Raw genomic sequence first — 25,508 nt, forward strand, 5'->3', positions numbered from 1 at the left:
GCTCGACCGCGCCTCACGCCGGGCCGGGCGTGAGGGCGGCGAGTCGACCGGTCAGCCGGACAGGCGGATGGGGTTGACCAGGTCGGCGTAGACCAGCAGCCCGCCCATGACCAGCAGCAGGGCGGCCATGGCGTACGTGAGCGGCAGTGCCTTGGCGACGTCCACGTACCCCGGCATGGGCCGGCGGCTGATCCGCGCGAAGCCGCGCTTGATCCCCTCCCAGAGACCGCCGGCGATGTGGCCGCCGTCGAGCGGGAGCAGCGGGATGAGGTTGAACATGCCGACCGCGAGGTTCAGCCCGGCGAGCAGGTTGATGAAAATGATGATCTTGTTTTCCAGCGGCGCCGACGACGCGGCGATCTCGCCGCCGAACCGGCCCGCGCCGACGATGCCGACCGGCCCGTTCGGGTCGCGCTTCTCCCCGGAGAATGCCGCCTGCCAGACACCCACCATCTTCTTCGGGATGTTGACCATGGCGACGGCGGTGCGCTGGGTGAAGTCCCACATCTGGGTGACGACGAAGCCCGGCCCCTGCTTCTCGATCACCATGGTCGGAGCGACGCCGAGGAAGCCGACGTTCTTCTCGATCTTGCTCGGGTCGTCGACAGACGGGCGGTCCTGCGCGATCAGGTCGACGCCGACCGTGATCTCCTTCCCGCCCCGGACCACGCCCAGGTCGGTACGGCCGGCGCCGTGCGCGCGGATCAGCGCGGTGGCCGCCTCCCAGGTGCTCACCCGCGTGCCGCTGACGGACGTGATGCGGTCACCGGGAAGCAGCCCGGCCTTGGCCGCCGGGGTCACCGGGTCGCTGGGACGGCATTCGCGCTGCTCGGTCTGGGTGGCCGGGACCACGCACTGGGACACCGTGGACACGACCGGCTTGGACACCTGGACGCCGAAGCCCATGAAGACGATCGCGAAGAGCGCGAAGGCCAGGACGAAGTTCATCGCCGGGCCGCCGAACATGATGATGACCTTCTGCCACCAGGGCTTGCGGTAGAAGACGCGGTACTCGTCGCCGGGGCGGATCTCCTCCGAGGCGACGGCCCTGGCGTTCTCGATGAGACCCTGCCACGGCCCGGTCGAGACGCTGCGCAGCTTGGTCGGGTCGTCGTTCGGCCGGGGCGGCAACATGCCGATCATGCGGATGTATCCGCCGAAGGGGAGCCACTTCACGCCGTATTCGGTCTCGCCGCGCCTGCGGGACCACATCGTGGGGCCGAAGCCGACCATGTACTGCGTGACGCGGACGCCGAAGATCTTGGCGGGAACGAGATGCCCGATCTCGTGCAACGCGATGGAGAGGAGAAGCCCTCCGAAGAGGACAAGGAATCCGGCTAAGAATAGCCAGTTCATCAGCGCGTACCCCCGTGGAGGAGAAGGTTTCTTTCCCTGCGTTGCCTTTTTGAGGGTAGCCCACCGTCCCCGCCGTCAGGGGCGCCAGATCAGGACGAGGGCACAGTCGTCGTTATGCCCAGCCGACATGGAGTTGACGAGTTGCCGGGCGCCTTCGCGGTATCCGGTGGGCAGCAGCCGTTCGGCCTCGCCGAGCAGGCGGTCGAGGCCGGCGTCGATGTCGCGACCCGGCTGCTCGATCAGCCCGTCGGTGTAGAGCATGAGCGCGTCGCCCTTGCGCAGCACCCCGCTGTCAGGCTCGCAATGGAGGTCGGGCACCACGCCGAGCACCACACCCTTGGCCGTGGCGACGTGCCAGGTGCCCGTTCCCGCGTCGAACTTGACCACGGGCGGGTGGCCCGCGGAGGTGATGACGTACTCCCCCGTGGACAAGTCGAGGCTCAGGTGGGCGGCGGTGACGAACCCCTCGTCGCCGCGCTGCCGGTGCAGGTAGGTGTTGCACGCGTGCAGGAAGTCGTCGACGGAGCCGAGCAGCCCTCCGAAGGTGCCGGAGAGCATCAGCGCGCGGGTCCCGGCGTCCACGCCTTTGCCCGAGACGTCGACGACCGCCACCTCCACCCGGTCGCCCTGCCGTACGGACACCACGAAGTCACCGCCGAAGGACGAGCCCCCGGCCTGCTTGAGCACGACCTTGCCGCCCCAGTGCTTGGGGAGGTGGGGCAACTCGCTCTGCCGCTTGAGCCGGTCACGGAGTTCCAGCAGCATCGCGTCGCCGCGCAGGCCCTGGACGCCGAGCTTGCCGCGGGTACGTGCCATGATCCAGGCGAGCACCGCGGTGAAGCCGGCGGTGATGAGCGTCCCCGGCCCGAGCTGCATGACGCCCCCGGCCACCGCCATGTAGGCGAGGGAGGCGACGACCGCGCAGAGCAGGACGCCCAGGCTACGCAGCCGGAGCTGGAGACCGCCGACGAGCATCACGGGCACCAGCAGGGCGGGCGAGAACCAGTGCGCGGAGACCTCGACGTCGAGAACGCCTATGAGCAGCGTGGCGACGACGAGGATGATCAGGCGGTGGCGATCCTTCGACGAACTCTTCCTTAGAACGCGGACAAGCGGCACCAGAAGCGGCACACGCACCAGCAACGCACGGAGCCGTGGAGGGATGAGCGGCGCCCGACGGGAACTCATGATGACCTCGACTGTATCCGCCCGTCGGCGATGAGGGCAGCCACTTGACCAATGCCTAGATCACTAAGCACGGAGGGATATTCGCTGGCCCTCACCCTTTACACGCTCCTACTGTGAGCGGGTGACTGTCCAGATTCGTCCCATCACAGAGTCCGAATGGCCGGCATTCGCCACAGTCGATCGGGAGTCCTTCAACTCCCCCCTGTCTCCCGACCAGCATGATCGGTTTCGGGAGTTCCTCGAGCTGGAGCGCTCGCTGGCCGCCTTCGACGGAGACCTGATCGTCGGCGCCACCGCCGTGGCCAGCCTCACGATGACGGTGCCCGGCGGTCCCGTGCCGGTCGCCGGGGTCACGGCGGTCGCGGTGCTGCCCTCGCACCGCCGCAGGGGGATCCTGACCTCGCTGATGACCCGCCAGCTGAACGACGTGCACGAGCGCGGCGAGTCCGTCGCCGCCCTCTACGCCTCCGAGGCGGCCATCTACGGCCGCTTCGGGTACGGCAGGGCCGCCGACAACCTCTTCTTCCACATCCCGACGCACCGCTCGGCGTTCGTACGCGACGCGCCGGTGGACCCCTCCCTCCGTGTGCGCCTCGCCGTACCCGCCGAGGCCGCCCGCGCCGACGTGGAGCGGGTCTTCGAGGCGGTACGGACGACCCGGCCGGGCCTCTACGCGAGGTCCGACGCGCGCTGGCGTCTCGACGTCCTCGGCGACGAGGAGTTCCAGCGCAGGGGCGCGGGCCCGCTGCGCTGCCTGATCGTCGAGGACGACTCCGGGCCGCGCGGCTACGCCCTCTTCCGCGTCAAGGGCGGATGGACCGACCACAACGTCCCCGACGGCGAGGTCCTGGTGAACGATCTGTTCGCCACCGATCCGGCGGCGTACGCGCTGGTGTGGCGCAGTGTGCTGGACCGGGACCTGTGCGTCCGGCTGCACGCGTGGGGCCGTCCGGTGGACGATCCGCTCATGCATCTCCTGGCCGAGCCCCGGCAGTTGAACGCGGGCTGGCTGGACGACCTCTGGATCCGGCTCGTGGACGTCGGCCGGGCGCTCGCCGGGCGCGCCTACGCCGCGCCCGTGGACGTCGTGATCGAGGTCGAGGACCGGCTGTGCCCGTGGAACGCGGGTCGTTACCGGCTGGTCGCGAGCCCGGGGCCGGTCACCGGCAAGGCGTCCTGCGAACGGACCGGCGACCCCGCCGACCTGACCGTGCCCGTCGCCGCGCTCGGCGCCGCCTACCTGGGCGGACGGCCGCTTCTCGCCGTGGGGGCCGCGGGGCTGGTCACCGAGCACAGCGAGGGCGCGCTGCGCGAGCTGTCCACCGCCATGTCGTGGGAGCCTCGCCCATGGGGCAGTCTCATCTTCTAGGCTTGCCGCATGGCGCTGCAGAGCTTGCAGATCACGGCGGTCATCGCGATGCGGGCACGGGACGTGTCCCGTCCCACGGATGAACAGCAGGAGGCCGCCGAGCGGCGCCTCCTGCGCGACGAGATGCCGCGGCGCGAGGTGCGTCGCGGCAAGGAACGGCCGGGAGAGTAACGCCGGCTACGGCAGCGGCGGCAACTCGCCCGTCGTCTCATAGTCGGACAGCTGGGCGATCCTGCGGGCGTGCCGCTCCGCGCCCGTGAAGGGCGTGGAGAGGAAGATCTCGACGAAGCGCACCGCGTCCTCCACGGGGTGCATCCGGCCGCCCAGGCTGATCACATTGGCGTCGTTGTGCTCGCGGGCCAGCTTCGCGGTGTCGTCGTTCCAGGCGAGGGCCGCGCGGATGCCGCGGACCTTGTTGGCCGCGATCTGCTCGCCGTTGCCCGAGCCGCCGAGCACCACGCCGAGGCTGCCCGGATCGCCCGCCACCCCCTGGGCGGCGCGCAGCACGAACGCCGGATAGTCGTCCTCGGCGTCGTAGACGAACGGACCGCAGTCGACCACCTCGTGGTTCTGCTCCTTCAACCAGGAGACAAGGTGGTTCTTGAGCTCGTAGCCGGCATGGTCGGCACCGATGTAGACACGCACCCCCTCAGTCTCGCAGGTGCTCGCCGGAGACATGACTCAGGGGCCTCCACTAAAGTAACAACCGATCACCCCCGTGACTCCTTACCGGGACGACGCGGAGGCCGACAGACCAGGAGAGTCATGCGCGAGATCCGTTATGTGGGCGACCCCGTCCTGCGCACCCCGGCCGAGCCGGTCACCGACTTCGACCGAGAGCTGCGCCGCCTCATCGACGAGATGTTCTCGGTGATGTACATGGCCGACGGCGTGGGCCTCGCCGGCCCCCAGATCGGCGTCGGCAAGCGGCTCTTCGTCTACGACATCAGCAACCGCAAGGGCCATGTGGTGAACCCCGAGCTCACGATCGACGACCCCGAGGAGGTCGTCGAGGAGGAGGGGTGCCTGTCCGTTCCCGGCAGGGAGACCGGCAAGCCGCTGTACGCGCCGACCGCCAGGGCCGCCGGTGTCACCCTGCGCGGACTCGACCGGCTCGGCCGGCCCGTGACCGTCAAGGCCCGCGGCATGCTGGCCCGCTGCTTCCAGCACGAGTTCGACCACCTCAACGGCCTGCTCTACGTGGACAGGCTGCCCAAGGACGACCGCAGGAAGATCCTCCTGCAGACCCCCTAGAGCTGGATCGCCTTCGTCTCCAGGTACTCCTCGAGGCCGAGTTCGCCCATCTCGCGCCCGATCCCCGACTGCTTGTACCCGCCGAACGGCGCGAGCGGGTTGAACCTGCCCCCGTTGACGGCCACCTGGCCGGTCCTCAGCCTGCGCGCCACACCGAGCGCGCGTTCCTCGGTGCCCGCCCACACGGCCCCGGCCAGCCCGTACGGCGTGCCGTTGGCGATCTGGACGGCCTCGTCCTCCGAGTCGAAGGGAACGATCGCCAGGACAGGCCCGAAGATCTCCTCCTGCTCGATGGTCATGCCGGGCGCCACCCCCGCGAAGATCGTGGGCTCGACGTAGTAACCGCGTTCGAGGGGCGCGTCGGTGCCGCCGAGCACGAGGCGGGCCCCCTCTTCCTGGCCTCTGTTGATGTAGCGGATCACCCGGTCGCGCTGGGCGGCGGACACGAGCGGCCCGAGGCGGGTCTCCTCCGCGAAGGGGTCGCCCACCGTGTACGTGCGCGCGGCCTCGACCGCGAGCCGCACCGCCTCGTCGTACTGGTCCCAGTGGACGAGCATCCGGGTCCAGGCCGAGCAGGTCTGGCCCGAGTTGAGGAAGGCGTTGGCCACGCCGACCTTGACCGCGGCCTCCAGGTCGGCGTCGGGGAGGATGATGTTCGCCGACTTGCCGCCGAGTTCGAGCGCGACCCGCTTGACCGTCTCGGCGGCCAGCGCCGCGACGTGCCGGCCGGCCCTGGTCGAGCCCGTGAAGGAGACCATGTCGACGTCCGGGTGGGTGACGAGCGCCTCGCCGACGACAGGTCCGTGCCCGCTCACCATGTTGAAGACGCCAGGCGGCAGGCCGACCTCGTGGAAGACGTCGGCCAGCGCGTACGCCGCGAGCGGGGCCACCTCGCTCGGCTTCAGCACGACCGTGCATCCGGCCGCCAGCGCCGGGGCGACCTTGCAGATCACCTGGTGCAGCGGATAGTTCCAGGGCGTGATCGCGCCCACGACCCCGGCGGGCTCCTTGACGATCAGAGAGTTGCCGATCCTCGACCGATCGAAGTCGTACTCCTCGGCAAGCTGGGCGTAGGTCGCGAGCACGCCGGCGGGCATCAGCGTCTGCACACGCAACGCGATCGGGTACGGCGCGCCCATGTCGGTGGCGATCGTCGTGGCCACCTGGTCGGCCCGTTCCCTCAGCAGCCCGGCGGCCGCCGCGAGGATCTTGCCCCGTTCGGCGGGGGGCGTACGGGACCAGGCGGGGAAGGCGGCACGGGCCGCGGCCACCGCCGGTTCGACGTCGGCCGGTGAACCGGCGGGGACGCGGTCGACGATCTCCTCGGTGGCGGGGTTGATCACATCGACCCCCTCACCCGAGGTGGACGAAACCCAGGCTCCGTTCACGTACAGCTGACGCATGAACCTCATCCTTGCGCGAGAACAGTCAGGTAGTGAGGGTGCGCCCCCGGCGCGGCGTCCAGGCTAACGCGAAAGCACAACAGAGCCTGACAAGGACATCAGAATCCGCATTACCCCGAAATATGAGGTCAGGTGAAGATCGGGTCGCGCGTACGGGACCGCTTGAGCTCGAAGAAGCCGTCCGTGCCCGCCACGAGCAGGACGCCGTCCCACAGCCGGGCCGCGTCCTCTCCCCGCGGGATGGGCGAGACGACCGGACCGAAGAACGCCACACCGTCGACGGCGATGATCGGCGTGCCGACCTCCTGGCCGACCAGCTCGATGCCCTCGTTGTGGGAGGCGCGGATCGCGTCGTCGAACTCCCCGGACTCCGTGGCCCCGGCGAGCTCGGGGTCCAGCCCCGCGGCCGTGAGCGACTCCGCGAAGGTGTCCGTCCACGTCTCCGGCCGCTTGCGCCTGCCCTCGTTGTGGAACCGGGTCCCGAGCTCGGTGTACAGGGCGCCGAGAACCTCGTCACCGTACTTCTCCGCGGCCGCGGCGAGCACCCGCACCGGCTCCATCGCCCTGCTGAGCTTCTCCCGGTACTCCTGCGGGATGTCCTTGTCCTCGTTGAGCACGGCAAGGCTCATGATGCGCCAGCGCGTCTCCACCGGGCGCAGCTTCTCCACCTCGATCATCCAGCGAGACGTCATCCAGGCCCACGGGCAGAAGGGATCGAACCAGAAGTCGACGATCTTCCTGTCAGACATGAACGAGCCTCTCACTGGGCAATGTGGTTGCATCGGTCCGTAACCGGAAACCGGATCTGGCTATTCCAGCGGGCGAATTGAAGGCGATTTTCGTCGTCATGGCATGGCAGGATCAGGTCATCCCCCCGCGAAGGCGCGGCGGGACGTGTGATGAGGAGCGGATGTGGCAGGCAATCTGACCCGTGACGAGGCCCGGGAGCGCGCCCGGCTGCTGACCGTCCAGTCCTACGCGGTCGAGCTCGACCTGACAGAGGGCGAGGACCGGTTCGAGAGCATCACGACGGTCCACTTCACCTCGAACCGGCCCGGGGCGGACACGTTCATCGACCTGCACGGCGCGCACGTCAGGTCGGCCAAGCTGAACGGCGTGGCACTCGACGTGAGCACCTACGACGAGGAGAAGGGCCGTCTCCCGCTGCCGGGACTGGCGGAGCACAACGAGCTGCGCGTCGACGCCGACGCGTCCTACATGCGCACCGGCGAGGGCCTCCACCGGTTCGTCGACCCGGTGGACCAGAAGGTCTACCTGCACAGCCAGTTCGAGACGGCGGACGCCCACCGGATGTACGCCTGCTTCGACCAGCCCGACCTGAAGGCCACCTTCGAGCTGACCGTGCTCGCCCCCGCGGACTGGGAGGTCGTGTCCAACGGCGCGCCCGACTCCGTCGAGGAACTGGAGGCGCACGAGGGCCGTCACGGCGTGCTGCAGGCGTCCCGGCGGTGGCACTTCCCGCCCACGCCGGTCATGTCCACCTACATCACGGCTCTGATCGCCGGCCCGTACGCCGTGGTCCGTGACGACCACGACGGCATCCCGCTCGGCATCTACGTACGCCAGTCCCTGGCCCAGTACCTCGACGCCGACAACATCTTCGAGGTCACCAAGCAGGGCTTCGACTTCTTCCACCGGGTCTTCGACGTCCGCTACCCCTTCGGGAAGTACGACCAGCTCTTCGTGCCGGAGTTCAACGCGGGCGCGATGGAGAACGCGGGCGCCGTGACCTTCCTCGAGGACTACGTCTTCCGCTCGCGGGTGACCGACGCCATGGTGGAGCGCCGTGCCGAGACGATCCTGCACGAGATGGCCCACATGTGGTTCGGCGACCTGGTCACCATGCGCTGGTGGGACGACCTCTGGCTGAACGAGTCGTTCGCCACCTACATGTCGGTCCTGTGCCAGGCCGAGGCCACCCGCTGGGGCCAGGGCGCGTGGACCACCTTCGCCAACGTCGAGAAGGCCTGGGCCTACCGGCAGGACCAGCTCCCCTCGACGCACCCGATCGCCGCCGACATCCCGGACATGCAGGCCGTCGAGGTCAACTTCGACGGCATCACGTACGCCAAGGGCGCCTCGGTGCTCAAGCAGCTCGTCGCCTACGTCGGCCTGGACAACTTCCTCTCCGGGGTCCGCGACTACTTCAACGAGCACGCCTGGCGCAACACCTCCCTGCAGGACCTGCTCTCGGCCCTGGAGCGCACCTCCGGCCGCGACCTGTCCTCCTGGTCGAAGGAGTGGCTGGAGACCTCCTGGGTCAACACGCTGCGCCCGTCCTTCACGACCGACGACGAGGGCCGGTTCCTCACTTTCGACGTGCTGCAGGAGGCTCCGCAGGAGCACCCCACGCTCCGCTCGCACCGGGTCGCGATCGGCCTCTTCTCGATGGCCGACGGCGTGCTCACCCGCACCAACCGGGTCGAGCTCGACGTGGTCGGCGCCCGCACGGCCGTCCCCGAGCTGGTCGGCGAGGTCCGTCCCGACCTGGTCCTCGTCAACGACGACGACCTGACCTACGCCAAGATCCGGCTCGACGAGCGGTCGCTCGAGACCCTCATCAACGGCGGCATCACCGCGTTCACCGACTCGCTGCCCCGCGCGCTGTGCTGGTCGGCCGCGTGGGACATGACCCGCGACGCCGAGATGGCCACCCGCGACTACGTCAAGCTGGTCGTCTCCGGGATCGACTCGGTGAAGGACATCACGGTCGTGCAGGCCGTGCTGCGCCAGGCCCGCCTCGCCGTGCAGCAGTACGCCGACCCCGCGTGGATCGAGGAGGGCCTCACCGAGCTGGCCACGGCCCTGCGCGGCCTGATCGCCTCGGCGGCACCCGGTTCGGACCACCAGCTCGCCTACGTCACCGCGTTCACCTCGGTGGCCACCTCCACCGAGGACCTGGCGTTCGTCAAGGGCATCCTGGACGGCACCGCCACCCCCGAGGGGCTCGCGGTCGACGCCGACCTGCGCTGGACCCTGACGCACTCCCTGGTCTCGGGCGGCGTGCTCGACGCCGCGGACATCGACGCCGAGCTCCAGCGGGACGCCACGGCCAAGGGCGAGCGCTCGGCCGCGATGTGCCGGGCGGCGATCCCGACGCCGGAGGCCAAGGCCGAGACCTGGTCGGCCATCACCGGCGGCACCCTGAGCGGCGCCGTGCTGCGGTCCACGATCGCGGGCTTCATGGACCCGGCCCACGTCGAACTGCTCGAGCCGTACGGCGAGAAGTACTTCGACGAGGTCGGCCGCATCTGGAAGTCCTGGACGTCCGACAGCGCCCAGAACTTCGTGATCGGCTGCTACCCGGCCATGCTGATCCGACCGGAGACCGTGGCGCGGACCCAGGACTACATCTCCGCGGACCAGCCGCCGCACGCCCTGCGCCGGCTGGTCCTCGAAGGTGCGGACGGCATCAGCCGGGCGCTGCGCGCCCGCGCGAAGGACGCCTCCGCCTGATCGCGGATCCGCCTGCCGGTTCGACGTAGAAAGGCCCCGGCCTCACCGCCGGGGCCTTTCGCGTGCGTGCCGCGGGCGGGTGGGTGAAAGCCCGGCGCAAGCGCGGTGCAAGCCGCCGGGGGTGACATTGCGAAGTCGAGCCGTTTACAGCGCGGCGAGCCGCGTCTACCGTGTGCCCGACCCCCCAGGAGGCCCTCCGTGATCACGCTCATCGTCGTCGCCGTCGTGGCCGTGCTGCTCGTGCTCGCCGCGATCTCCCTCTACAACGGCCTGGTCAGGAAACGCGGCGCGGTCGACAACGCGTGGGCTCAGGTCGACGTGCAGCTCAAGCGCCGCCACGACCTGATCCCCAACCTCGTCGAGACCGTCAAGGGATACGCCTCGCACGAGCGGCAGGCGCTCGAAGCCGTGGTCGCGGCGCGTTCGCAGGCGGTCGGCGCCCAGACACCCCGTGAGCAGGCGGCGGCCGAGAACGCGCTCTCCGGCGCGTTGAAGAGCCTGTTCGCGCTCGCCGAGGCCTACCCCGACCTCAAGGCCAGCCGGAACTTCTCCGAGCTCCAGGAGGAGCTGTCGGACACCGAGAACCGCATCGCCTACTCCCGGCAGTACTACAACGACGCGGTCCTCACCTACAACAACGCGATCCAGACGGTCCCGGCCAACATCGTCGCGGGCATGACCGGATTCGCCGCCCGCGAGTACTTCCAGGCCCCCGGCGATGAGCGCGGCTCCGTCCAGGTGCGGTTCTAGCCATGCTCCCCTGGCTGGCCGCAGCGGCGGCCGTCGCGCTCTGGCTGCTGCTCCTGGCGGCGCTGGCCGTCGCCACCCGCAACCCCGACGTCGTGCCGGTCCCGCCGACCGCCGAGCTCGCCGCGCACTCCCCCGCCGTCGTCGACCTGATCACGGGCGACTGGCGGTTGTGCGACGAGGCCACCTCGGCCACGCTGCTCGACCTCGCCGCCAGGGGCGCCGTACGGATCGAGGAGATCGGCCCCGAACTCTCCCTCGTACGGCTCCGCCGCGACCCCGGCGACCTGAGGCCGTACGAGAAGCTCGTCTACGACCACGTCCGATCACTCGCCGTCGACGGCGTGGTGGCGACCGGCGCGCTCGCCGAGGGCTCGCGGAACCTCGGCCGGTGGCGGAAGAGCTTCCGCAAGAAGGTCATCGCGGAGGCCAGGGCCGAGGGCCTGTCCCGATCCCGGTGGAGCAGGGCGCAGGCCGTGCTGCTGACCGCGGCGGCGGCCGTACCCGCTGTGGCGATCGCCGTCGCCGTGACGGTGAGCGACAAGGAGCACGACGGCGGGCTGGGCGCGGGCATCCTGGCCTTCGGCGCGCTCGTGGCGCTGATGGGCCGGCTCAACGGCGAGCGCGGGACGCGGCGCGGCGCCGAGGCCGCGGGACAGTGGCTGGGCGTGCGCGAGCATCTGGCCGGCACCGGAAGGTTCTCCGAGCAGCCCGCCGCATCGGTCACGATCTGGGGCAGGCACCTCGCCTACGCCGCGGCGCTCGGCCTCGCGCCGCGTGCCGTGACCAGTCTCCCGGTCAGCGTTCCTGCGGACGACAGGCGCGCCTGGTCCGACTACGGGGGCATGTGGCACGTGGTGGACGTCCGCTACCCCCGGCGCCTGCTGTGGGCGAGGGAGCCGCTGCCGATGTTGTTCTACGCTCTGGTCGCGGGCTTCTTCGCCGGGTTCTGGACCTGGATCGTGCTGCTGGTCCTGTCCGCCCTCGACCTGTGGCCGGACGCGCTCGTCCAGCCCGGGTTCCTCGCCGTCGGCGCCGTCGTGGCGGGTGTACCCCTGGTCTACGCGATCATGGACCTTACCGGGAAGGCCGAGATCCAGGGCCAGATCGTCCGGCTCCGCCGGTTCCAGGCCGGCACCAAGGGCAACAACGACCCCAAGTACGCCTACTGGTGCGCGATCGACGACGGCCGGGCTCGCGAGGTCAAGGCGTACGGGATCAGCGCCGCCATGTGGCATCCCCTCTCGGAGGGAGAGAAGGTGCGCGCCCGCGTCGGCAGGAAGCTCGGCTGGATCGACGCGATCGAGGTCGTCGAGCGTTCCCGGCTGCAAGGGACGGCCAGGTACGACGACACCGGAGAGCACCGGATCGACGCGCCGGAGAACCTCGGAGAGGTCCGGATCTTCGACACCGGACAGGAGTGACGGCGGCCCATGAGAAGGTGATTCGGTGAAGTCGGCCAGGGACCTGTTGATCGCGCTCGCGCAGCGGTATTCGTTCGGTGATGTGGGAGCGCTGGTCCCCGAGGTGCTCGGTCCGGGTGAGGTCACCGACGCGGTGGCCTCCGTCTGCGAGTTCGGCCAGCGGTTGCTCACCCTGGACGCGGAGGACTTCGCCGACGAGAACGACGCCCGCAGCGTCCCCGGCGACCTGCGCCGCCGCGCCCGGGCCTGCCACATGCCACAGACGCCCCGCGAGCAGCCGCGCGGCGCCCTGGAGTCGCTGCGCCCCTCGTACGCGCTGCTCCTCGAAGTGATCGAGATCCGCTGGAGGCGGCGTGACCTCAGCGCCATGATCTCGGCGGTCCACATCGCCAGCGAGTACCTCCCCCTGCTCGCCTTCGAGCCCGCCCTCGGTCACGCGGGCGACCCCGTGCGCTGGCCCGAGGGGCTGCGCGCGCCGGGCAGCAGGTTCGGGTCGATCGGTGACCGGGACTGCGACCACACCCGATCCGAGCAGTCGGCGGTCGAGCGCTCGCTCCGCGTGGCGCTCGAACCCGGCCAGGGCTGGCGCGCCTACTTCGACCGGCAGCACAGCCAGGTCGCCGGCGCCCTCGCCACCTGCGTCGCCCGATGCCGCACACCCTGCACGGCCATGGACTGGGTGCCCGACCCGGACGATCTCGCGCTCCGTGCCCGCGTGGCGCTGGCCTTCGCCGACACCCCGCTCGTACGGCTGCGCCATGCGGCACCGGTCGGCCACGGGTTCGGCGTGCCGTCCCCCGAGGAGGTCCTGGACGCGTGGCAGCGCAGCCGCTCGGCGCTGGACAAGAACGACGTCGGTCACCGGGCCACCGAGGAGGACGGTTTCGCCCTGCCCGGCCTGCCGGCTCTGTTCTCCGCCGTCGCGGCCTCGCCCGTACGGCCGGCCACGCTGCTGGCGGACGTGTCGGCCCACCTGGTGAAGCTGCTCGAAGAGCGCTAGACCCGCGCGGCGCATTCCGCGAGGCCGGCGATGCCGGTGACGAGACCGCCGGCGAGGTCGCCCGCGCCGAAGGCGCCCACCATGGAGACGGCCACGAGGCGGCACTCGCCGTCCGGGATGAACCTCCTGGCCCGCTCTCCCGTCACGATCTCCAGGCCATGGTCGTTCACGTCCACCATGATGAGCACGGCCCGCTCGGCGACCTCGCCCAGCGCTGCGTGGAGCCGTTCGGCGTGCTCCCGCCTCGGACCTTCCGCCGGCCCGATGTAGACGGCGAAGCGCAGCCCGGTGCGGGCTTCGGCGGCCTTCAGCGCGGCTCGGATGTCGTCGTTCTGCAATGAGGTCAGCGCCCGCACGGCCATCACCACCCCGCGGAGGCGCCACCGGTATGGGCGCGCGGCTCCGCGGCCCTGGCCAGTGCCCTCCAGTGGACGTCGGTGGACGGCAGCCAGTGCGGCGGCCGACCGGTGAGCACGAGGATGGAGGTGTCGGCGCCGTGCTCGGTCTTCCCGGGGCCACCGAACCAGACCACCCCGTCCGAGGCGCTCCGGCTCCTGGCCGGGCGCCCGAGCGCGAGGACCAGCACGGTGATCAGCAGGAACAGTCCCATCGACACCCCGATGAGGAATCCGGCGATCTGAAGCGCACTGTGCACCTCATCAACGTAACTCCGCACGTGAGAGCGGGTCGAGCCGCCCTCGGCGTGTTACCAGATCGGCGGGCGGCGCTCGCCCCAGAAACCTCCTACGGACGCCTCGATCTGGGCCGAGAGCGAGATGAGCGTCCCCTCGTCGCCGAACCTGCCGGCCAGCATCACGCCGATCGGCAGGCCATCCGGCGTCCAGTACAGCGGCAGGTTGACCGCCGGCTGCCCGCTGATGTTGTACGGGGCGGCGAACGGCGCGAAGCGCTTCATCCGCTCGAAGGTCTCCTCCGGCGTGTCCACGTCCTCGAACCAGCCCACCGGGGCCGGCGGCCGGGTGACGGTGGGCGTCAGCACGGCGTCGTACTCATCGGTGACGAGCAACGCGAAACGGGTGGCGAGTTGCAGGGCGGACTGCGCCTTGAGGAAGTCCGGCGCCGGGGTCGCGAACCCGCGCTCCCGCAACCACGCGGTGAGTGGGCGCAGCCGGGACTCCATGCCCTCGGCCACCGGGTGCATGCAGGCGAACGTGAACCACATCTTCACGAACTCGGGCACCACGTCGGGGCCGAACGGCGGCGCGATGTCGACCACCTCGTGTCCCAGCGACTCGAGAACCGCCGACGCGCTCTCGTACGCGGCCAACACCTCCGGGTGCACGTCCGCGTCGGGCACGACCGGGGTGGCGTATCTCGCGATCCTCAGGCGGCCCGGGTCGGCGCCGACGTAGGCCGCGAAGGAACCGCGCTGCGGCGGCGGAGCCCAGTACAGGTCGCCGGGATTGTTGTGGGCCATCACGTCCAGCAACGCCGCCGCGTCGGCGACATTTCGAGAAATGGGGCCATTGGTGGAGAGGCCCGCGAGGTCGGGGATGATCGGCGCGAACGATATGCGGCCCCGGGTCGGCTTGATGCCGTACAGGCCGCACACCGAGGCGGGGATGCGGATGGAACCCGCGCCGTCACTGCCCTGCGCCGCCGGGGCGAGACCCGCCGCGACCGCGGCGGCCGCGCCCCCGCTCGACCCGCCGGCCGACCGCGACAGGTCCCAGGGTGTACGCGCCGGCGGGCTCACGGCGGTCTCGGTGTAGCACGGCAGCCCGAACTCGGGCGTGCTCGTCTTGCCCAGCATGATCGTGCCGGCCTCGCGCAGCCGCTCGACGACGCTGTCGTCCACGGGCGCGGTGAAGCCCTCATAGGCGGCGGAGCCGAAGAAGATCGGCACGTCCTTCACCAGGTTGAGGTCCTTGATGGGGATCGGCACGCCGAGGAACGGGGGCGGGTCGGTGGACTCCAGGACCCGCGCCTCCTGCTTGCGCGCCTCGTCCAGAGCACGGTCCGCGGTGAGGGTGACGAAGGCGCCCACCTCGCCGTCCAGCCGATCGGCTCGCTCCAGATAGTGCTCGGTGATCTCGACCGGCGACAGTTCCCGGGTTCGTACGGCTGCCGCCTGCTCCAGCGCAGTAAGATCGTGAATGTGGGCCACTACCGAACGGTAGGCCCGCGGCGCGAAGATATCTAGAGACGATACCCATCTGTCGGGCCCGCCAATCCGATGAAGCCAGCCACAAAAGTATGAACCACCCAACACTAGGCAACCCGCCGAGAGCTCAACTACCGTGAGTGATGTGGATACCGGCCTAGCGCCAGAAGACGGTCACGATACGTCACCGATCTGGGTGAGTGACCAGTCGTCAGAGCGACCCTCGACGCAGCCTGAAGCTCCTGCGTCCACATACGCCCCGGTGGAGCGGGCCTCGCTGAAGAGTCTCGTCCGGCAGCCCCAATACCACCACCTTCGGCGGCGCGCTCTGATCGCCCTCGCCGCCGGTGTGGTCGTCGGGTTCCTGCTCGGCGGCTGGCGCATCGGGCTCACCGCCGCCATCGTCGCAGCCATCGCCGACACCGCGTACCGCGCGAGGAGCGTTTCCTCCGTGCCGGCGTGGCGGCGTCCCTCGGCGGCGGAGCGGCGCACCGAGGCCCAGCTCAAACGGCTGGAACGCGGCGGTTACCGCACGCTCCACGCCCGCGCCGTCCCCGGCAGCGACGCGCAGATCGACCATCTCGTGATCGGCCCGACCGGTGTGTACGCCGTCGACTCCGAGAAGTGGGACAAGCGGCTGCCGGTTCGGGTGCAGTCGCACCGCAAGCTGTTCCATGGGCCGTTCAACCAGAAACCGCGTCTCGACGAGGCGCGCTGGGAGGCGTCCCAGGCCAGCGAGCTGATCGGCAAGGCCCTCGGCCGCGAGATCCAAGTGGTCCCCTCACTGGCGATCTACGGGCCGGCCATCCCGTGGCGGATCCTCAACGTGCGCGAGGTGGACGTCTTCTCCGGCAGCCTGGTCCGCAAGTGGATCACCAAGCGGGAGAAGTCCCTCACGACGGCGGAGATCGAATCCATCTACCGGGCCGCGGAGCGCGTCCTGCCCGCCCGTTATCCGGAGAGCTGAGGGTCAGGTTTCCCCGGCGGCGGCCGTACCATTTGAGGACTCACTGTCTTCGATGGGAGCGACGTCATGCCAGCCCTCAGGTCTCGTACGGTCACACACGGCAGAAACATGGTCGGTGCCCGGGCCCTGCTCCGGGCGACCGGTGTAGCCGGGAGTGACTTCGGGAAGCCCATCGTCGCGGTGGCCAACAGCTTCACGCAGTTCGTCCCCGGCCATGTCCATCTGCGCGAGGTCGGCGACGTCGTCGCCGCCGCGGTGCGCGAGGCCGGGGCCATCCCCCGCGAGTTCAACACGATCGCGGTCGACGACGGCATCGCGATGGGCCACGGCGGCATGCTGTACTCCCTGCCCTCGCGCGAGCTCATCGCCGACGCGGTCGAGTACATGGTCAACGCCCACTGCGCGGACGCGCTGATCTGCGTCTCCAACTGCGACAAGATCACCCCGGGCATGTTGCTGGCCGCCTTCCGGCTCAACATCCCGACGGTGTTCGTCTCCGGCGGCCCGATGGAGGCCGGCAAGACTCCCGGCCGCAAGCTCGACCTGATCGACCCGATGATCGCCGCGGCCGACGACAGCGTGAGCGACGAGACCCTCCTCGAGATGGAGGAGAACGCCTGCCCGACCTGCGGCTCCTGCAGCGGCATGTTCACCGCCAACTCGATGAACTGCCTCACCGAGGCGATGGGCCTGGCCCTGCCGGGCAACGGCACGACCCTGGCCACGCACAAGGCGCGCAAGGCCCTGTTCGAGGAGGCCGGCCGAACGGTCGTCGAGATCGCCCGGCGCTACTACGAGCAGGACGACGAGTCGGTGCTGCCGAGGAGCATCGCCACTCGCGACGCGTTCGAGAACGCCATGGCCCTCGACGTCGCCATGGGCGGCTCGACCAACACGATCCTCCACCTGCTCGCCGCGGCCCGCGAGGCCGGTGTGGACTTCGGCCTCAAGGAGATCAACGAGCTCTCGCTGCGGGTGCCCTGCCTGTGCAAGGTCGCTCCCGCGACCGCCAAGTACCACGTCGAGGACGTGCACCGCGCCGGAGGCATCCCCGGCATCCTCGGCGAGCTCGACCGGGCCGGGCTGCTGCACCGCGACGTGCACAGCATCCACGCCTCCTCGCTCACCGACTACCTCTCCGCCTGGGATCCCACGTCTCCCGACGTCCGCGAGGACGCGATCGAGCTCTGGCACGCCGCACCCGGCAACGTCCGCACCGTCAAGGCGTACTCGCAGGACGCCCGGTGGGACTCGCTCGACCTCGACCGGTCCGAGGGCTGCATCCGCGACGCCGAGCACGCCTACACCAAGGACGGCGGCCTCGCCGTCCTGTACGGCAACGTCGCCCCGGACGGCTGCATCGTGAAGACGGCCGGCGTGGACGAGTCGATCTGGAGGTTCTCCGGCCCCGCCGTCGTGTTCGAGTCGCAGGAGGACGCCGTCGACGGCATCCTCACCGGCAAGGTCACCGCCGGTGACGTGGTCGTCATCCGGTACGAAGGCCCCAAGGGCGGCCCGGGCATGCAGGAGATGCTCTACCCCACGAGCTTCCTCAAGGGCAAGGGCCTCGGCAAGGCGTGCGCGCTGATCACCGACGGCCGTTTCTCCGGCGGCACGTCCGGTCTGTCCATCGGCCACGCCTCTCCGGAGGCGGCCGAGGGCGGCGTCATCGCCCTCGTCGAGAACGGCGATCTCATCGAGATCGACATCCCCGGCCGGTCCATCGAGCTGAAGGTGGCCGAGAGCGACCTCGCCGCCCGTCGCGAGAAGCTGCTCGCCGATCTCGGCGGCTACCGTCCGCGTGACCGCCAGCGCCCGGTGTCCGCCGCGCTCCAGGCTTATGCCGCGCTGACGACCTCGGCCTCCACCGGCGCCTCGCGCGATCTCTCGCAGCTCTCGCGCTAGGGCCGCGTCAGGTCATCACCGCTCACGTTCATCCGAAGGGGATCGAGGCGACCACCTCGATCCCCTTCGGCGTTCAGTGACCGGCTGTACGGGGTCTCTTGGGAGGTACATTCCCGTCGCTGCCGACAACGCGTTCGAAAAATGTCGGTCCTGAGATCTAAAATTCTGGTATGGCCAACGTCATTAGGAACACCGGATCCCTGACGACCGCAGAGCTCGCCGCACTGGCCCTGTCCCTGGCCCACCTCGGGGCCGGCCCGCAGTCCGTCACCGCCCGCCGCGGGCTGCGCCACGCGTTCCAGCACCTCGACCTGGACGACGACGTCATCGCCACCACCCTGACCACCCTGACCACCCCGCTCGCCACCGACGTCGCCAGGCGCGCGCGGGTGATCGCCAATGCGATCACCGCCCGACTGGTGATCCGGATCCAGTACCACGACTCCGCCGGACGGATGACCACGCGCGACATCGAGCCGGTCACCTGCCTGGCGCACCGCGACTACTGGTACCTCGTGGGCTGGTGCCGCATGCGCGGTGGGATCCGGGCGTTCCGGTTCGACCGCATCGTCGCGGTCGAGCCCACCGACCTCCCCTCCCGCCCGCACCTTCCCGAGCGGTACCTCCCGTTCCAGCGCCGCAAGGCGGCGTAGGGCCGGTCAGCCGCAGCAACCGCCACCGCAGCAACCGCCGCCGCCACCGCTGGGACGCGGGGCGGCGGCACCGCCGGTGACGGCGACGGTGGAGAGCAGCTTCACCGTGTCCTCGTGCCCGGAGGGGCAGGACGCCGGGGCGTTCGCCTCGGCCATGGGCCGGTTCAGTTCGAAGGTCGATCCGCAGGCACGGCAGCGATAGTCATAACGAGGCATGCCCGTAGCGTACGGCCTCGATCAGGCGGTGGTGTCGAGCCGGGTCAGCGCCTGGACCAGCGGCCGCAACTCGGGCAGATCGGACGCCTCGTCGAGCGCCTCGCGCAGCGCCCTGTCATGGGTCGAGCGCGCGTCGGCGAGCAGCCTCCGGCCGGCCTCGCTGACCTCGGTGTAGATGCCGCGCCGATCCGTGTCGCAGAGATAGCGGGTGAGATACCCCTGGCCCTCGAGCCGGGACACCAGACGCGTCGTCGCGCTCTGGCTCAGGACCACCGCGTTCGCGAGCTGCTGCATGCGCATGTGCCAGCCGTCCTGCCGGGCGAGCACGTCCAGCACGGTGTACTCGCTGACCCCCAGCCCGTGTCCTGCCTGCAGAGCCCGCTCGATGCGGCTTTCCAGCCGGGCGTGCAGCGCCGCCAGAACGCGCCAGCCCTGCGCGCGGGCCTCCACGGCGTCATCCGAGATCGCCATCCTGCGCCTCCCTTCCCGTTGCCGCCGTCCCGAATATAGCCCACAACGACAATAGCCCGCGTTTGCAAATATCAGGCGCATGCAATTATTGTCGGCGCCTGTACTTGTCGCACGGCACTGGAGGGCCTCATGCCACTCGCCCTGATCGCGCTGGCCATCGGCGCGTTCGGCATCGGCACCACGGAATTCGTCATCGCGGGCGTGCTGCCCGACGTCGCGGCGGACTTCCACGTCACGATCCCCGTGGCCGGGTATCTCATCTCCGGGTACGCGCTGGCCGTCGCCGCGGGCGCCCTGCCGATGACGGTCCTGGGCACCCGGATGCGGCGCAAGCACCTGCTCCTCGCCCTGATGGCGATCTTCATCGTGGGCAACGCGCTCTCCGCGCTCGCGCCGACGTACGGGATCATGCTGGCCGGCCGGATCGTGGCGGCTCTCACCCACGGGGCCTTCTTCGGAGTCGGCTCCGTCGTCGCGGCCGACCTGATCCGGCCGGACCGGCGCGCCAGCGCCATCGCGCTGATGTTCACCGGCCTCACCCTGGCCAACGTCATCGGCGTCCCCATGGGGACCTTCATCGGGCAGAGCTTCGGCTGGCGTGCCACCTTCTGGGTCGTGACCGCGCTCGGCGTCCTCGGCCTGATCGGCATCTCGGTGCTCGTTCCCAGCGGCCGGCGGCCGGAGACGGCCCGCGTCGGCGCGGAGCTCGCCGCGTTCCGCAATCCCCAGGTGTGGCTGGCGGTCGCGGCCACCGTACTCGGCTTCGGTGGCGTCTTCGCCTCGTTCACCTACATCGCGCCGATGATGACGGAGGTCGCGGGGTTCTCCGAGGGCGCGGTGAGCTGGTTGCTCGTGCTCTTCGGGGCCGGACTGGTGATCGGCAACCTGCTGGGCGGGCGGCTCGCGGACCGGGCGCTGATGCCGAGCCTCTACGGCACCCTCGCGGGTCTCGCCGTGGTCCTCGGGATCTTCACCTTCACGTCGCAGGCACGGATTCCCGCCATGATCACGATCTTCCTGCTCGGCGGATTCGGCTTCGCCACGGTCGCGCCACTCCAGACGCGCATGCTCGACAACGCGAGGAGCGCGCCCACGCTCGCCTCCGCGGTGAACATCGCCGCCTTCAACGTGGGTAACGCGCTGGCCACCTGGCTCGGCGGGCTGGTCATCGCCGCCGGGCTCGGCTACACGGCACCCAACTGGGTCGGCGCCCTGCTCGCCGCGACCGCGCTCGGCGTGGCCGTGATCTCCGGGCTGCTCGACCGCCGCGCCACGGCGGTGACCGGCATCCGACGGCGCGAGGCCCAGCCCGTCTGAGCCCCGGGCCGTCAGCGGAAGCGGAGACTGGCGTAGTCGGCCACCCGCTTGTAGCCCAGCGCCTGGTAGACGGAATTGGACGGTGGGTTGGCCAGGTCCGCGAACAGCAGAACCTCGGTGGCCCCCTCGTCCAACGCCTTACGGGTGACGGCGTGCGTCACGGCCGCGCCGTATCCCCTGCGGCGCAGCGCCGGCGGGGTGTAGACCGGTCCCACGCGTGACATTCCGGCGATGGGCGCCGAGACTCCGGCGAGCGAGACGGGACGGCCGCCGTCCTCCCAGAACATGAGCTCGTTCCTGTTGATCCTGGCGGAGACGACGGGAGTAGGATCGGCCGCCACGTTCACGTCGGCCTCCTCCTGGAACTCCCGGAACCATTGAGCCGCCAGCGGCGCGTCGGCGGCGACTGCCGTACGGGCGACTCCGGGAACGGAGGGCGGGACGAGGGAACCGAGCCGGTAGAGGCGCTCGGACCGGCGGCCCCGCTCCGGCTCCCACCAGGCTCGGGCGAACGCCTCCGCCTGGTCGAGGGGACCGGTGACGCCCGGCAGCGATCTGCCGAGGGCGATCAGCTCGGTCGCCAGCGACGGAAGGGCGTCCAGGGGCACGACGCCGAGCAGCAGCGGATAGGGGGCGGTATGGATGACCGCCCCCTCCACGGAGCCGCCCTCGGTGCGCCACGCCATGAGCGGATCCTCCGAGAACTGGCCGCTCCGCACACCCCGGAGCACGGTCAGCAGGACCGTGTTGCGCACCGGGTCACGGAGCAGCCAGGGCTCGGCTGCCGCCGCGTACACCTCCGCGTCGGCGGTGAACGTCCAGGTCGGGCCGTCGATCATCCGGATCCGGCGTCAGGCGGCGGATTCGGCGAGGTAGGGCGCCCACTGCGGATCACCGTCGAGCTGTGCTCCGATGAGCCGCCAATGGGCGCCGCGTGGCACCACCGGGGCGACGCGCAGCGTCCACCCCAGGTCCTCCAGCAACCTGTCCGCCTTGCGGTGGTTACACGGCATACACGAGGCGACGCAGTTCTCCCACGTGTGGGGGCCTCCCTTGGAGCGCGGGATGACGTGGTCGATGGTCTCCGCGCGTTGGCCGCAGTACGCGCAGCGGAAGTCGTCCCGCCGCATGAGCGCGGCCCGCGTGAGCGGGATACGGGACCGGTAGGGGATGCGGACATAGCGTCTCAGCCGGATCACGGACGGGACGTCGAGCGTGCGGGACGCCGAGCGGAGCACGGCGCCCCGGCCGTCCCGGTGCACGACCTCCGCCTTGTCCCGCAGGACCAGGATGACCGCCCGGTGCAGGGACAGCGTGGTGAGCGGCTCGTAGGTGGCGTTGAGAAGGAGTACTTGGCGCATCAGCCGACCTCCGTCGCCATCTCGGGAGCCGGGATGAGATGGCGCGGGAGCACAGCTGTGCGCCCTGGTTGTGGTCCCGTCGGTTGGGACCCGGGTGCTTCCGTCACAGGGACCTCCGCCGGACGGTCCAGCGGATGGTCACCACGGCACCGCCCTCCACCAAAGTGTGGCCTTTGCTGCGGCCCATCCGCCACCCCATAAAGCGCGAGCGAGGTTCACGATTGGGACGCCTGTTGCTGTTTATCCCCTTTCGGGGCTCTTTTTACTCCCGCCGAGCCGCACGCTCCTGTCGGCGACCTGCCTTAAAGTGCGAGGCATGACCCGACAGCCCTACCCACCCGCCCAGCGTGACGACATCGTCGATGACCTGCACGGAACCTCCGTCCCCGACCCGTACCGCTGGCTGGAGGACGCGGACGATCCGGCCACCAAGGAGTGGCTGGACGCGCAGGACGTCCTCTTCAAGAGCACAGAGCTTCCGGGCCGCGAGGCCTTCCGCGAGCGTGTCGCCGCGCTGCTGAAGTCCGGCTCGGTCGGGCCGCCCACGTGGCGCGGCGACCTGCGGTTCTTCATGCGCCGCACCCCGGAGCAGGAGCACGCCGTCCTGTACGTCGCGGACGAGCGGGGCGAGCGGGCGCTGCTCGATCCGATGGCGCTCGACGCGTCGGGGCTGACAACGCTGGACTCCTACCAGCCCGACAAGGAGGGCCGGCGCCTCGCGTACCAGATCTCGGTCGGCGGCGACGAGGAGTCGCGGCTCTACGTGATGGACGTCTCGACCGGCGAGGTCATCGAGGGCCCGATCGACCGGTGCCGCTACTCCCCCGTCGCGTGGCTGCCCGGCGGTGAGGCGTTCTACTACGTGCGCAAGCTGGCTCCGTCCGAGGTCCCCGAGGGCGAGGAGCAGTTCCACCGGCGCGTCTACCTGCACCGGGTGGGCACCTCACCCGACGACGACGTGCTGATCTTCGGTGACGGGCTGGAGAAGACGAACTACTACAACGTCTCGGTCTCCCGTGACGGACGCTGGCTGACCGTCTCCGCGTCCCGCGGCACGGCCCCGCGCAACGACCTGTGGGTGGCCGACCTGTCCACCACGCCGTACGACGCGCCCGAACTGGTCACCGTCCAGGAGGACGTCGACGCGCAGACGGGCCTGTACTTCGGCCGCGACGGCCGGCTGTACGTCTTCACCGACCGTGACGCGCCGCGTGCCCGGATCTGCGTGACGTCCCCGGAGACCCCCGCGTTCGAGAACTGGCGGGACCTCATCCCCGAGGACCCCGAGGCCGTGCTCTCCGACTTCGCGATCCTCGACGACCTGGACGAGCCGGTCATGCTCGTCGGCTGGACCCGGCACGCCATCTCCGAGATCTCGATCCACTCGCTGGAGACGGGCGTCCGGATCGGCGAGGTGCCGACCCCGGGGCTCGGCTCCATCGGCGGCATCACCGAGCGGCCCGAGGGCGGCCACGAGGCATGGTTCTCCTACACGGACAACACCACGCCCCCGAGCATCCGCCGGTTCGACGCGCGTACGGGCGAGACGACGCTCTGGGCCGCCTCGCCGGGGGCGGTGGAGGTGCCCTCGGTCACCACCGAGCAGGTGGTCTACCGGTCCAAGGACGGCACCGAGGTCCACATGCTGGTGATCTCCCGTGACGGTTCCGGCCCCCGGCCCACCATCCTGTACGGCTACGGCGGCTTCGGGATCACCATGACCCCGGGCTACTCCGCGGCGATCCTGGCCTGGGTCGAGGCTGGCGGGGTCTACGCCATCGCCCAGCTGCGCGGCGGCGGGGAACAGGGCGAGCAGTGGCATCGTGACGGCATGCTCGGCGACAAGCAGAACGTCTTCGACGACCTGCACGCGGCGGCAGAGCACCTGATCGCCACCGGCGTGACCACAGCCGACCGGCTCGGGATCTCCGGGGGTTCCAACGGTGGTCTCCTGGTCGGGGCCGCGCTCACCCAGCGGCCCGAGCTGTACGCCGCCGTGGTCTGCTCCGCACCGCTGCTGGACATGATCCGCTACGAGAAGTTCGGGCTCGGCGCGACCTGGAACGTCGAGTACGGCTCCGCGGACGTGCCGGAGGAGTTCGGCTGGCTCTGGGGCTACTCGCCGTACCACCACGTCCGTGAGGGGGTCGCCTACCCCGCGACGCTGTTCACGGTCTTCGGCTCCGACACCCGGGTCCACCCGCTGCACGCCTGGAAGATGGCGGCGGCGATGCAGCACGCCCAGGCCGCCGATCGGCCGGTCCTGCTCCGCAACGAGACCGAGGTCGGGCACGGCGCGCGTGCGGTGAGCCGGTCCGTCGAGCTGGTGGCGGACCAGCTCGCCTTCCTGGCCCGGCACACCGGGCTGGTCTGACCGGGAGGGCCGGGGCTACCTGGGGAAGATGACGGTCTTGTGGCCGTCGAGCAGCACCCGATGCTCGGCGTGCCACCGGACCGCCCGGGCCAGGGCCTGGCGTTCGAGGTCCCGGCCGATCGCGGCGAGGTCGTCGGGTGAGTGGGTGTGGTTGACCCGCGCGACCTCCTGCTCGATGATCGGCCCCTCGTCCAGGTCGTGCGTCACATAGTGCGCGGTCGCGCCGATCAGCTTGACGCCGCGCGCGTAGGCCTGGTGGTACGGCTTCGCGCCCTTGAAGGACGGCAGGAACGAGTGGTGAATGTTGATCACTCGTCCGGCCAGCTTGGCGCACAGGTCCTCCGAGAGCACCTGCATGTAGCGGGCGAGCACCACCAGGTCGGCCTGATAGTGATCGACCAGGGCGAGGATCTCCGCCTCCTGCCGCGGCTTGGTCTCCGGCGTGACCGGCAGGTGGTGATAGTCGATCCCGTACGACTGGGTGAGCGGCCGCAGGTCGGGATGGTTGGAGGCGACGGCGACGATCTCGATGTCCAGCAGCCCCGAGCGCGCCCGGTAGAGCAGGTCGTTGAGGCAGTGGTCGAACTTGCTGACCAGCACCAGCACCCGCGGCTTGACCGCCTGGTCGAACAGCTGGAGATCCATGCCGAACTCCGGGGTCAGCGCGGCGAAGGCCGTACGCAGGTCGTCGAGGGGAAGACCACCGGTGAACTGGACGCGCATGAAGAAGCGGTTGGCGACAGGGTCGCCGAACTGCTGGCTCTCCGTGATGTTGCAGCCGTGCCGGGCGAGCAACCCGGAGACGGCGGCGACCACTCCGGGGCGGTCCGGGCAGGAGAGGGTCAGCACATAGTCAGCAGTCATGCCTTGATCCTTGGGTTCTTTGGCGCTCTCGCCTCGA

25 protein-coding genes are annotated in these 25,508 nt (G+C 70.2%); 12 read left to right on the top strand and 13 right to left on the bottom strand.

What is annotated here, in order from left to right; genetic code table 11:
• Positions 1–51: 51 nt before the first annotated feature.
• Both AB0I59_RS32780 and AB0I59_RS32785 read right to left on the bottom strand, forming a co-directional pair.
• Entirely contained in the window at positions 52–1,356 is a 1,305-nt protein-coding gene (locus AB0I59_RS32780) for a M50 family metallopeptidase (protein WP_358139042.1), read from the bottom strand.
• 75 nt (positions 1,357–1,431) lie between these two features.
• Positions 1,432–2,544 carry a PP2C family protein-serine/threonine phosphatase gene (locus AB0I59_RS32785; RefSeq protein WP_082777528.1) on the bottom strand — a complete coding sequence of 371 codons (1,113 nt, stop codon included), beginning with the start codon at positions 2,542–2,544 and terminating at the stop codon, positions 1,432–1,434.
• 121 nt (positions 2,545–2,665) lie between these two features.
• Here AB0I59_RS32785 and AB0I59_RS32790 point away from each other — a divergent pair, with 121 nt between their 5' ends.
• Positions 2,666–3,913, top strand: coding sequence for a GNAT family N-acetyltransferase (locus AB0I59_RS32790; protein WP_061260483.1), 1,248 nt, complete (start codon positions 2,666–2,668; stop codon positions 3,911–3,913).
• A gap of 9 nt (positions 3,914–3,922) precedes the next feature.
• Complete coding sequence (locus tag AB0I59_RS32795) at positions 3,923–4,084, top strand: hypothetical protein (RefSeq protein ID WP_358139045.1); 162 nt, start codon at positions 3,923–3,925, stop codon at positions 4,082–4,084.
• A gap of 6 nt (positions 4,085–4,090) precedes the next feature.
• Here AB0I59_RS32795 and AB0I59_RS32800 read toward each other — a convergent pair whose 3' ends face one another.
• Positions 4,091–4,558: a ribose-5-phosphate isomerase gene (locus AB0I59_RS32800; protein WP_061260588.1), complete on the bottom strand. Its 468-nt coding sequence runs from the start codon at positions 4,556–4,558 to the stop codon at positions 4,091–4,093.
• A 120-nt stretch (positions 4,559–4,678) separates the two neighbouring features.
• Between AB0I59_RS32800 and def the strand changes: the two genes are divergently transcribed.
• Positions 4,679–5,167, top strand: a complete 489-nt coding sequence (def, locus tag AB0I59_RS32805; protein WP_061260486.1) for a peptide deformylase — start codon at positions 4,679–4,681, stop codon at positions 5,165–5,167.
• Here def and AB0I59_RS32810 read toward each other — a convergent pair.
• Together AB0I59_RS32810 and AB0I59_RS32815 are read right to left on the bottom strand one after the other, a co-directional pair.
• Complete coding sequence (locus AB0I59_RS32810; RefSeq protein WP_061260488.1) at positions 5,164–6,570, bottom strand: aldehyde dehydrogenase family protein; 1,407 nt, start codon at positions 6,568–6,570, stop codon at positions 5,164–5,166. The genes def and AB0I59_RS32810 overlap by 4 nt on opposite strands.
• A 128-nt stretch (positions 6,571–6,698) precedes the next feature.
• Positions 6,699–7,319, bottom strand: coding sequence for a mycothiol-dependent nitroreductase Rv2466c family protein (locus AB0I59_RS32815; protein ID WP_061260490.1), 621 nt, complete (start codon positions 7,317–7,319; stop codon positions 6,699–6,701).
• A 163-nt stretch (positions 7,320–7,482) separates the two neighbouring features.
• On the opposite strand from AB0I59_RS32815, the gene pepN reads away from it, so the two are divergent.
• The 4 genes from pepN (at position 7,483) to AB0I59_RS32835 (ending at position 13,218) form a co-directional block, all read left to right on the top strand.
• Positions 7,483–10,047, top strand: a complete 2,565-nt coding sequence (gene pepN / locus AB0I59_RS32820; RefSeq protein ID WP_358139050.1) for an aminopeptidase N — start codon at positions 7,483–7,485, stop codon at positions 10,045–10,047.
• 198 nt (positions 10,048–10,245) lie between these two features.
• The gene (locus AB0I59_RS32825; protein ID WP_061260494.1) at positions 10,246–10,797 is read left to right on the top strand and encodes a LemA family protein; all 552 of its coding nucleotides are present in this window, start codon (positions 10,246–10,248) and stop codon (positions 10,795–10,797) included.
• A gap of 2 nt (positions 10,798–10,799) precedes the next feature.
• Positions 10,800–12,218 (top strand): DUF2207 family protein, encoded by a 1,419-nt coding sequence (locus AB0I59_RS32830; RefSeq protein WP_358139053.1) that lies wholly within the window; start codon positions 10,800–10,802, stop codon positions 12,216–12,218.
• A 25-nt stretch (positions 12,219–12,243) separates the two neighbouring features.
• A complete protein-coding gene (locus AB0I59_RS32835) occupies positions 12,244–13,218 on the top strand; it encodes a hypothetical protein (RefSeq protein WP_358139056.1) in 975 nt (324 codons plus the stop codon).
• Here the strand turns inward: AB0I59_RS32835 and AB0I59_RS32840 are convergent.
• Genes AB0I59_RS32840 through AB0I59_RS32850 form a run of 3 tightly spaced genes read right to left on the bottom strand, consistent with a single transcriptional unit; the run spans position 13,215 to position 15,346 of the window.
• Positions 13,215–13,574 carry a TPM domain-containing protein gene (locus tag AB0I59_RS32840; RefSeq protein WP_358139059.1) on the bottom strand — a complete coding sequence of 120 codons (360 nt, stop codon included), beginning with the start codon at positions 13,572–13,574 and terminating at the stop codon, positions 13,215–13,217. The two genes, AB0I59_RS32835 and AB0I59_RS32840, sit on opposite strands and share 4 nt — an antisense overlap.
• A 5-nt stretch (positions 13,575–13,579) precedes the next feature.
• The gene (locus AB0I59_RS32845) at positions 13,580–13,873 is read right to left on the bottom strand and encodes a hypothetical protein (RefSeq protein ID WP_061260503.1); all 294 of its coding nucleotides are present in this window, start codon (positions 13,871–13,873) and stop codon (positions 13,580–13,582) included.
• A gap of 51 nt (positions 13,874–13,924) precedes the next feature.
• A complete protein-coding gene (locus tag AB0I59_RS32850) occupies positions 13,925–15,346 on the bottom strand; it encodes an amidase (protein ID WP_061260505.1) in 1,422 nt (473 codons plus the stop codon).
• A 259-nt stretch (positions 15,347–15,605) separates the two neighbouring features.
• Between AB0I59_RS32850 and AB0I59_RS32855 the strand changes: the two genes are divergently transcribed.
• From AB0I59_RS32855 to AB0I59_RS32865, 3 genes are all read left to right on the top strand, one after another.
• Positions 15,606–16,310 carry a nuclease-related domain-containing protein gene (locus tag AB0I59_RS32855; protein ID WP_358139063.1) on the top strand — a complete coding sequence of 235 codons (705 nt, stop codon included), beginning with the start codon at positions 15,606–15,608 and terminating at the stop codon, positions 16,308–16,310.
• 66 nt (positions 16,311–16,376) lie between these two features.
• The gene (gene ilvD, locus AB0I59_RS32860; RefSeq protein WP_061260510.1) at positions 16,377–18,215 is read left to right on the top strand and encodes a dihydroxy-acid dehydratase; all 1,839 of its coding nucleotides are present in this window, start codon (positions 16,377–16,379) and stop codon (positions 18,213–18,215) included.
• A gap of 170 nt (positions 18,216–18,385) precedes the next feature.
• Complete coding sequence (locus AB0I59_RS32865) at positions 18,386–18,868, top strand: helix-turn-helix transcriptional regulator (RefSeq protein WP_358139066.1); 483 nt, start codon at positions 18,386–18,388, stop codon at positions 18,866–18,868.
• A gap of 6 nt (positions 18,869–18,874) precedes the next feature.
• Here AB0I59_RS32865 and AB0I59_RS32870 read toward each other — a convergent pair whose 3' ends face one another.
• Positions 18,875–19,084 carry an FmdB family zinc ribbon protein gene (locus AB0I59_RS32870; protein ID WP_082777529.1) on the bottom strand — a complete coding sequence of 70 codons (210 nt, stop codon included), beginning with the start codon at positions 19,082–19,084 and terminating at the stop codon, positions 18,875–18,877.
• A gap of 21 nt (positions 19,085–19,105) precedes the next feature.
• A complete protein-coding gene (locus tag AB0I59_RS32875; protein WP_061260514.1) occupies positions 19,106–19,555 on the bottom strand; it encodes a MarR family winged helix-turn-helix transcriptional regulator in 450 nt (149 codons plus the stop codon).
• A 129-nt stretch (positions 19,556–19,684) separates the two neighbouring features.
• On the opposite strand from AB0I59_RS32875, the gene AB0I59_RS32880 reads away from it, so the two are divergent.
• A complete protein-coding gene (locus AB0I59_RS32880; protein WP_358139070.1) occupies positions 19,685–20,872 on the top strand; it encodes an MFS transporter in 1,188 nt (395 codons plus the stop codon).
• 11 nt (positions 20,873–20,883) lie between these two features.
• Here the strand turns inward: AB0I59_RS32880 and AB0I59_RS32885 are convergent, their stop codons facing one another.
• Complete coding sequence (locus AB0I59_RS32885; protein ID WP_358139073.1) at positions 20,884–21,711, bottom strand: GNAT family N-acetyltransferase; 828 nt, start codon at positions 21,709–21,711, stop codon at positions 20,884–20,886.
• Positions 21,712–21,723: 12 nt separating this feature from the next.
• On the bottom strand, positions 21,724–22,233 hold the full coding sequence (locus AB0I59_RS32890; protein WP_061260520.1) for an HNH endonuclease: 510 nt from the start codon (positions 22,231–22,233) through the stop codon (positions 21,724–21,726).
• Positions 22,234–22,549: 316 nt separating this feature from the next.
• On the opposite strand from AB0I59_RS32890, the gene AB0I59_RS32895 reads away from it, so the two are divergent.
• A complete protein-coding gene (locus tag AB0I59_RS32895; protein WP_358139076.1) occupies positions 22,550–24,607 on the top strand; it encodes a prolyl oligopeptidase family serine peptidase in 2,058 nt (685 codons plus the stop codon).
• 15 nt (positions 24,608–24,622) lie between these two features.
• Here AB0I59_RS32895 and purU read toward each other — a convergent pair whose 3' ends face one another.
• On the bottom strand, positions 24,623–25,471 hold the full coding sequence (gene purU, locus AB0I59_RS32900) for a formyltetrahydrofolate deformylase (RefSeq protein WP_061260523.1): 849 nt from the start codon (positions 25,469–25,471) through the stop codon (positions 24,623–24,625).
• Between the last annotated feature and the right edge of the window lie 37 nt (positions 25,472–25,508).

The organism is Microtetraspora glauca (assembly GCF_040656155.1).
GTDB classification, from domain to species: domain Bacteria; phylum Actinomycetota; class Actinomycetes; order Streptosporangiales; family Streptosporangiaceae; genus Microtetraspora; species Microtetraspora glauca.

Coding starts and splice junctions, on each gene's coding strand:
- AB0I59_RS32780 (WP_358139042.1), bottom strand. CDS start 1,356: ATGAACTGGCTATTCTTAGCCGGATTCCTTGTCCTCTTCGGAGGGCTT.
- AB0I59_RS32785 (WP_082777528.1), bottom strand. CDS start 2,544: ATGAGTTCCCGTCGGGCGCCGCTCATCCCTCCACGGCTCCGTGCGTTG.
- AB0I59_RS32795 (WP_358139045.1), top strand. CDS start 3,923: ATGGCGCTGCAGAGCTTGCAGATCACGGCGGTCATCGCGATGCGGGCA.
- def (WP_061260486.1), top strand. CDS start 4,679: ATGCGCGAGATCCGTTATGTGGGCGACCCCGTCCTGCGCACCCCGGCC.
- AB0I59_RS32810 (WP_061260488.1), bottom strand. CDS start 6,570: ATGCGTCAGCTGTACGTGAACGGAGCCTGGGTTTCGTCCACCTCGGGT.
- AB0I59_RS32815 (WP_061260490.1), bottom strand. CDS start 7,319: ATGTCTGACAGGAAGATCGTCGACTTCTGGTTCGATCCCTTCTGCCCG.
- AB0I59_RS32830 (WP_358139053.1), top strand. CDS start 10,800: ATGCTCCCCTGGCTGGCCGCAGCGGCGGCCGTCGCGCTCTGGCTGCTG.
- ilvD (WP_061260510.1), top strand. CDS start 16,377: ATGCCAGCCCTCAGGTCTCGTACGGTCACACACGGCAGAAACATGGTC.
- AB0I59_RS32865 (WP_358139066.1), top strand. CDS start 18,386: ATGGCCAACGTCATTAGGAACACCGGATCCCTGACGACCGCAGAGCTC.
- AB0I59_RS32870 (WP_082777529.1), bottom strand. CDS start 19,084: ATGCCTCGTTATGACTATCGCTGCCGTGCCTGCGGATCGACCTTCGAA.
- AB0I59_RS32875 (WP_061260514.1), bottom strand. CDS start 19,555: ATGGCGATCTCGGATGACGCCGTGGAGGCCCGCGCGCAGGGCTGGCGC.
- AB0I59_RS32880 (WP_358139070.1), top strand. CDS start 19,685: ATGCCACTCGCCCTGATCGCGCTGGCCATCGGCGCGTTCGGCATCGGC.
- AB0I59_RS32885 (WP_358139073.1), bottom strand. CDS start 21,711: ATGATCGACGGCCCGACCTGGACGTTCACCGCCGACGCGGAGGTGTAC.
- AB0I59_RS32890 (WP_061260520.1), bottom strand. CDS start 22,233: ATGCGCCAAGTACTCCTTCTCAACGCCACCTACGAGCCGCTCACCACG.
- AB0I59_RS32895 (WP_358139076.1), top strand. CDS start 22,550: ATGACCCGACAGCCCTACCCACCCGCCCAGCGTGACGACATCGTCGAT.
- purU (WP_061260523.1), bottom strand. CDS start 25,471: ATGACTGCTGACTATGTGCTGACCCTCTCCTGCCCGGACCGCCCCGGA.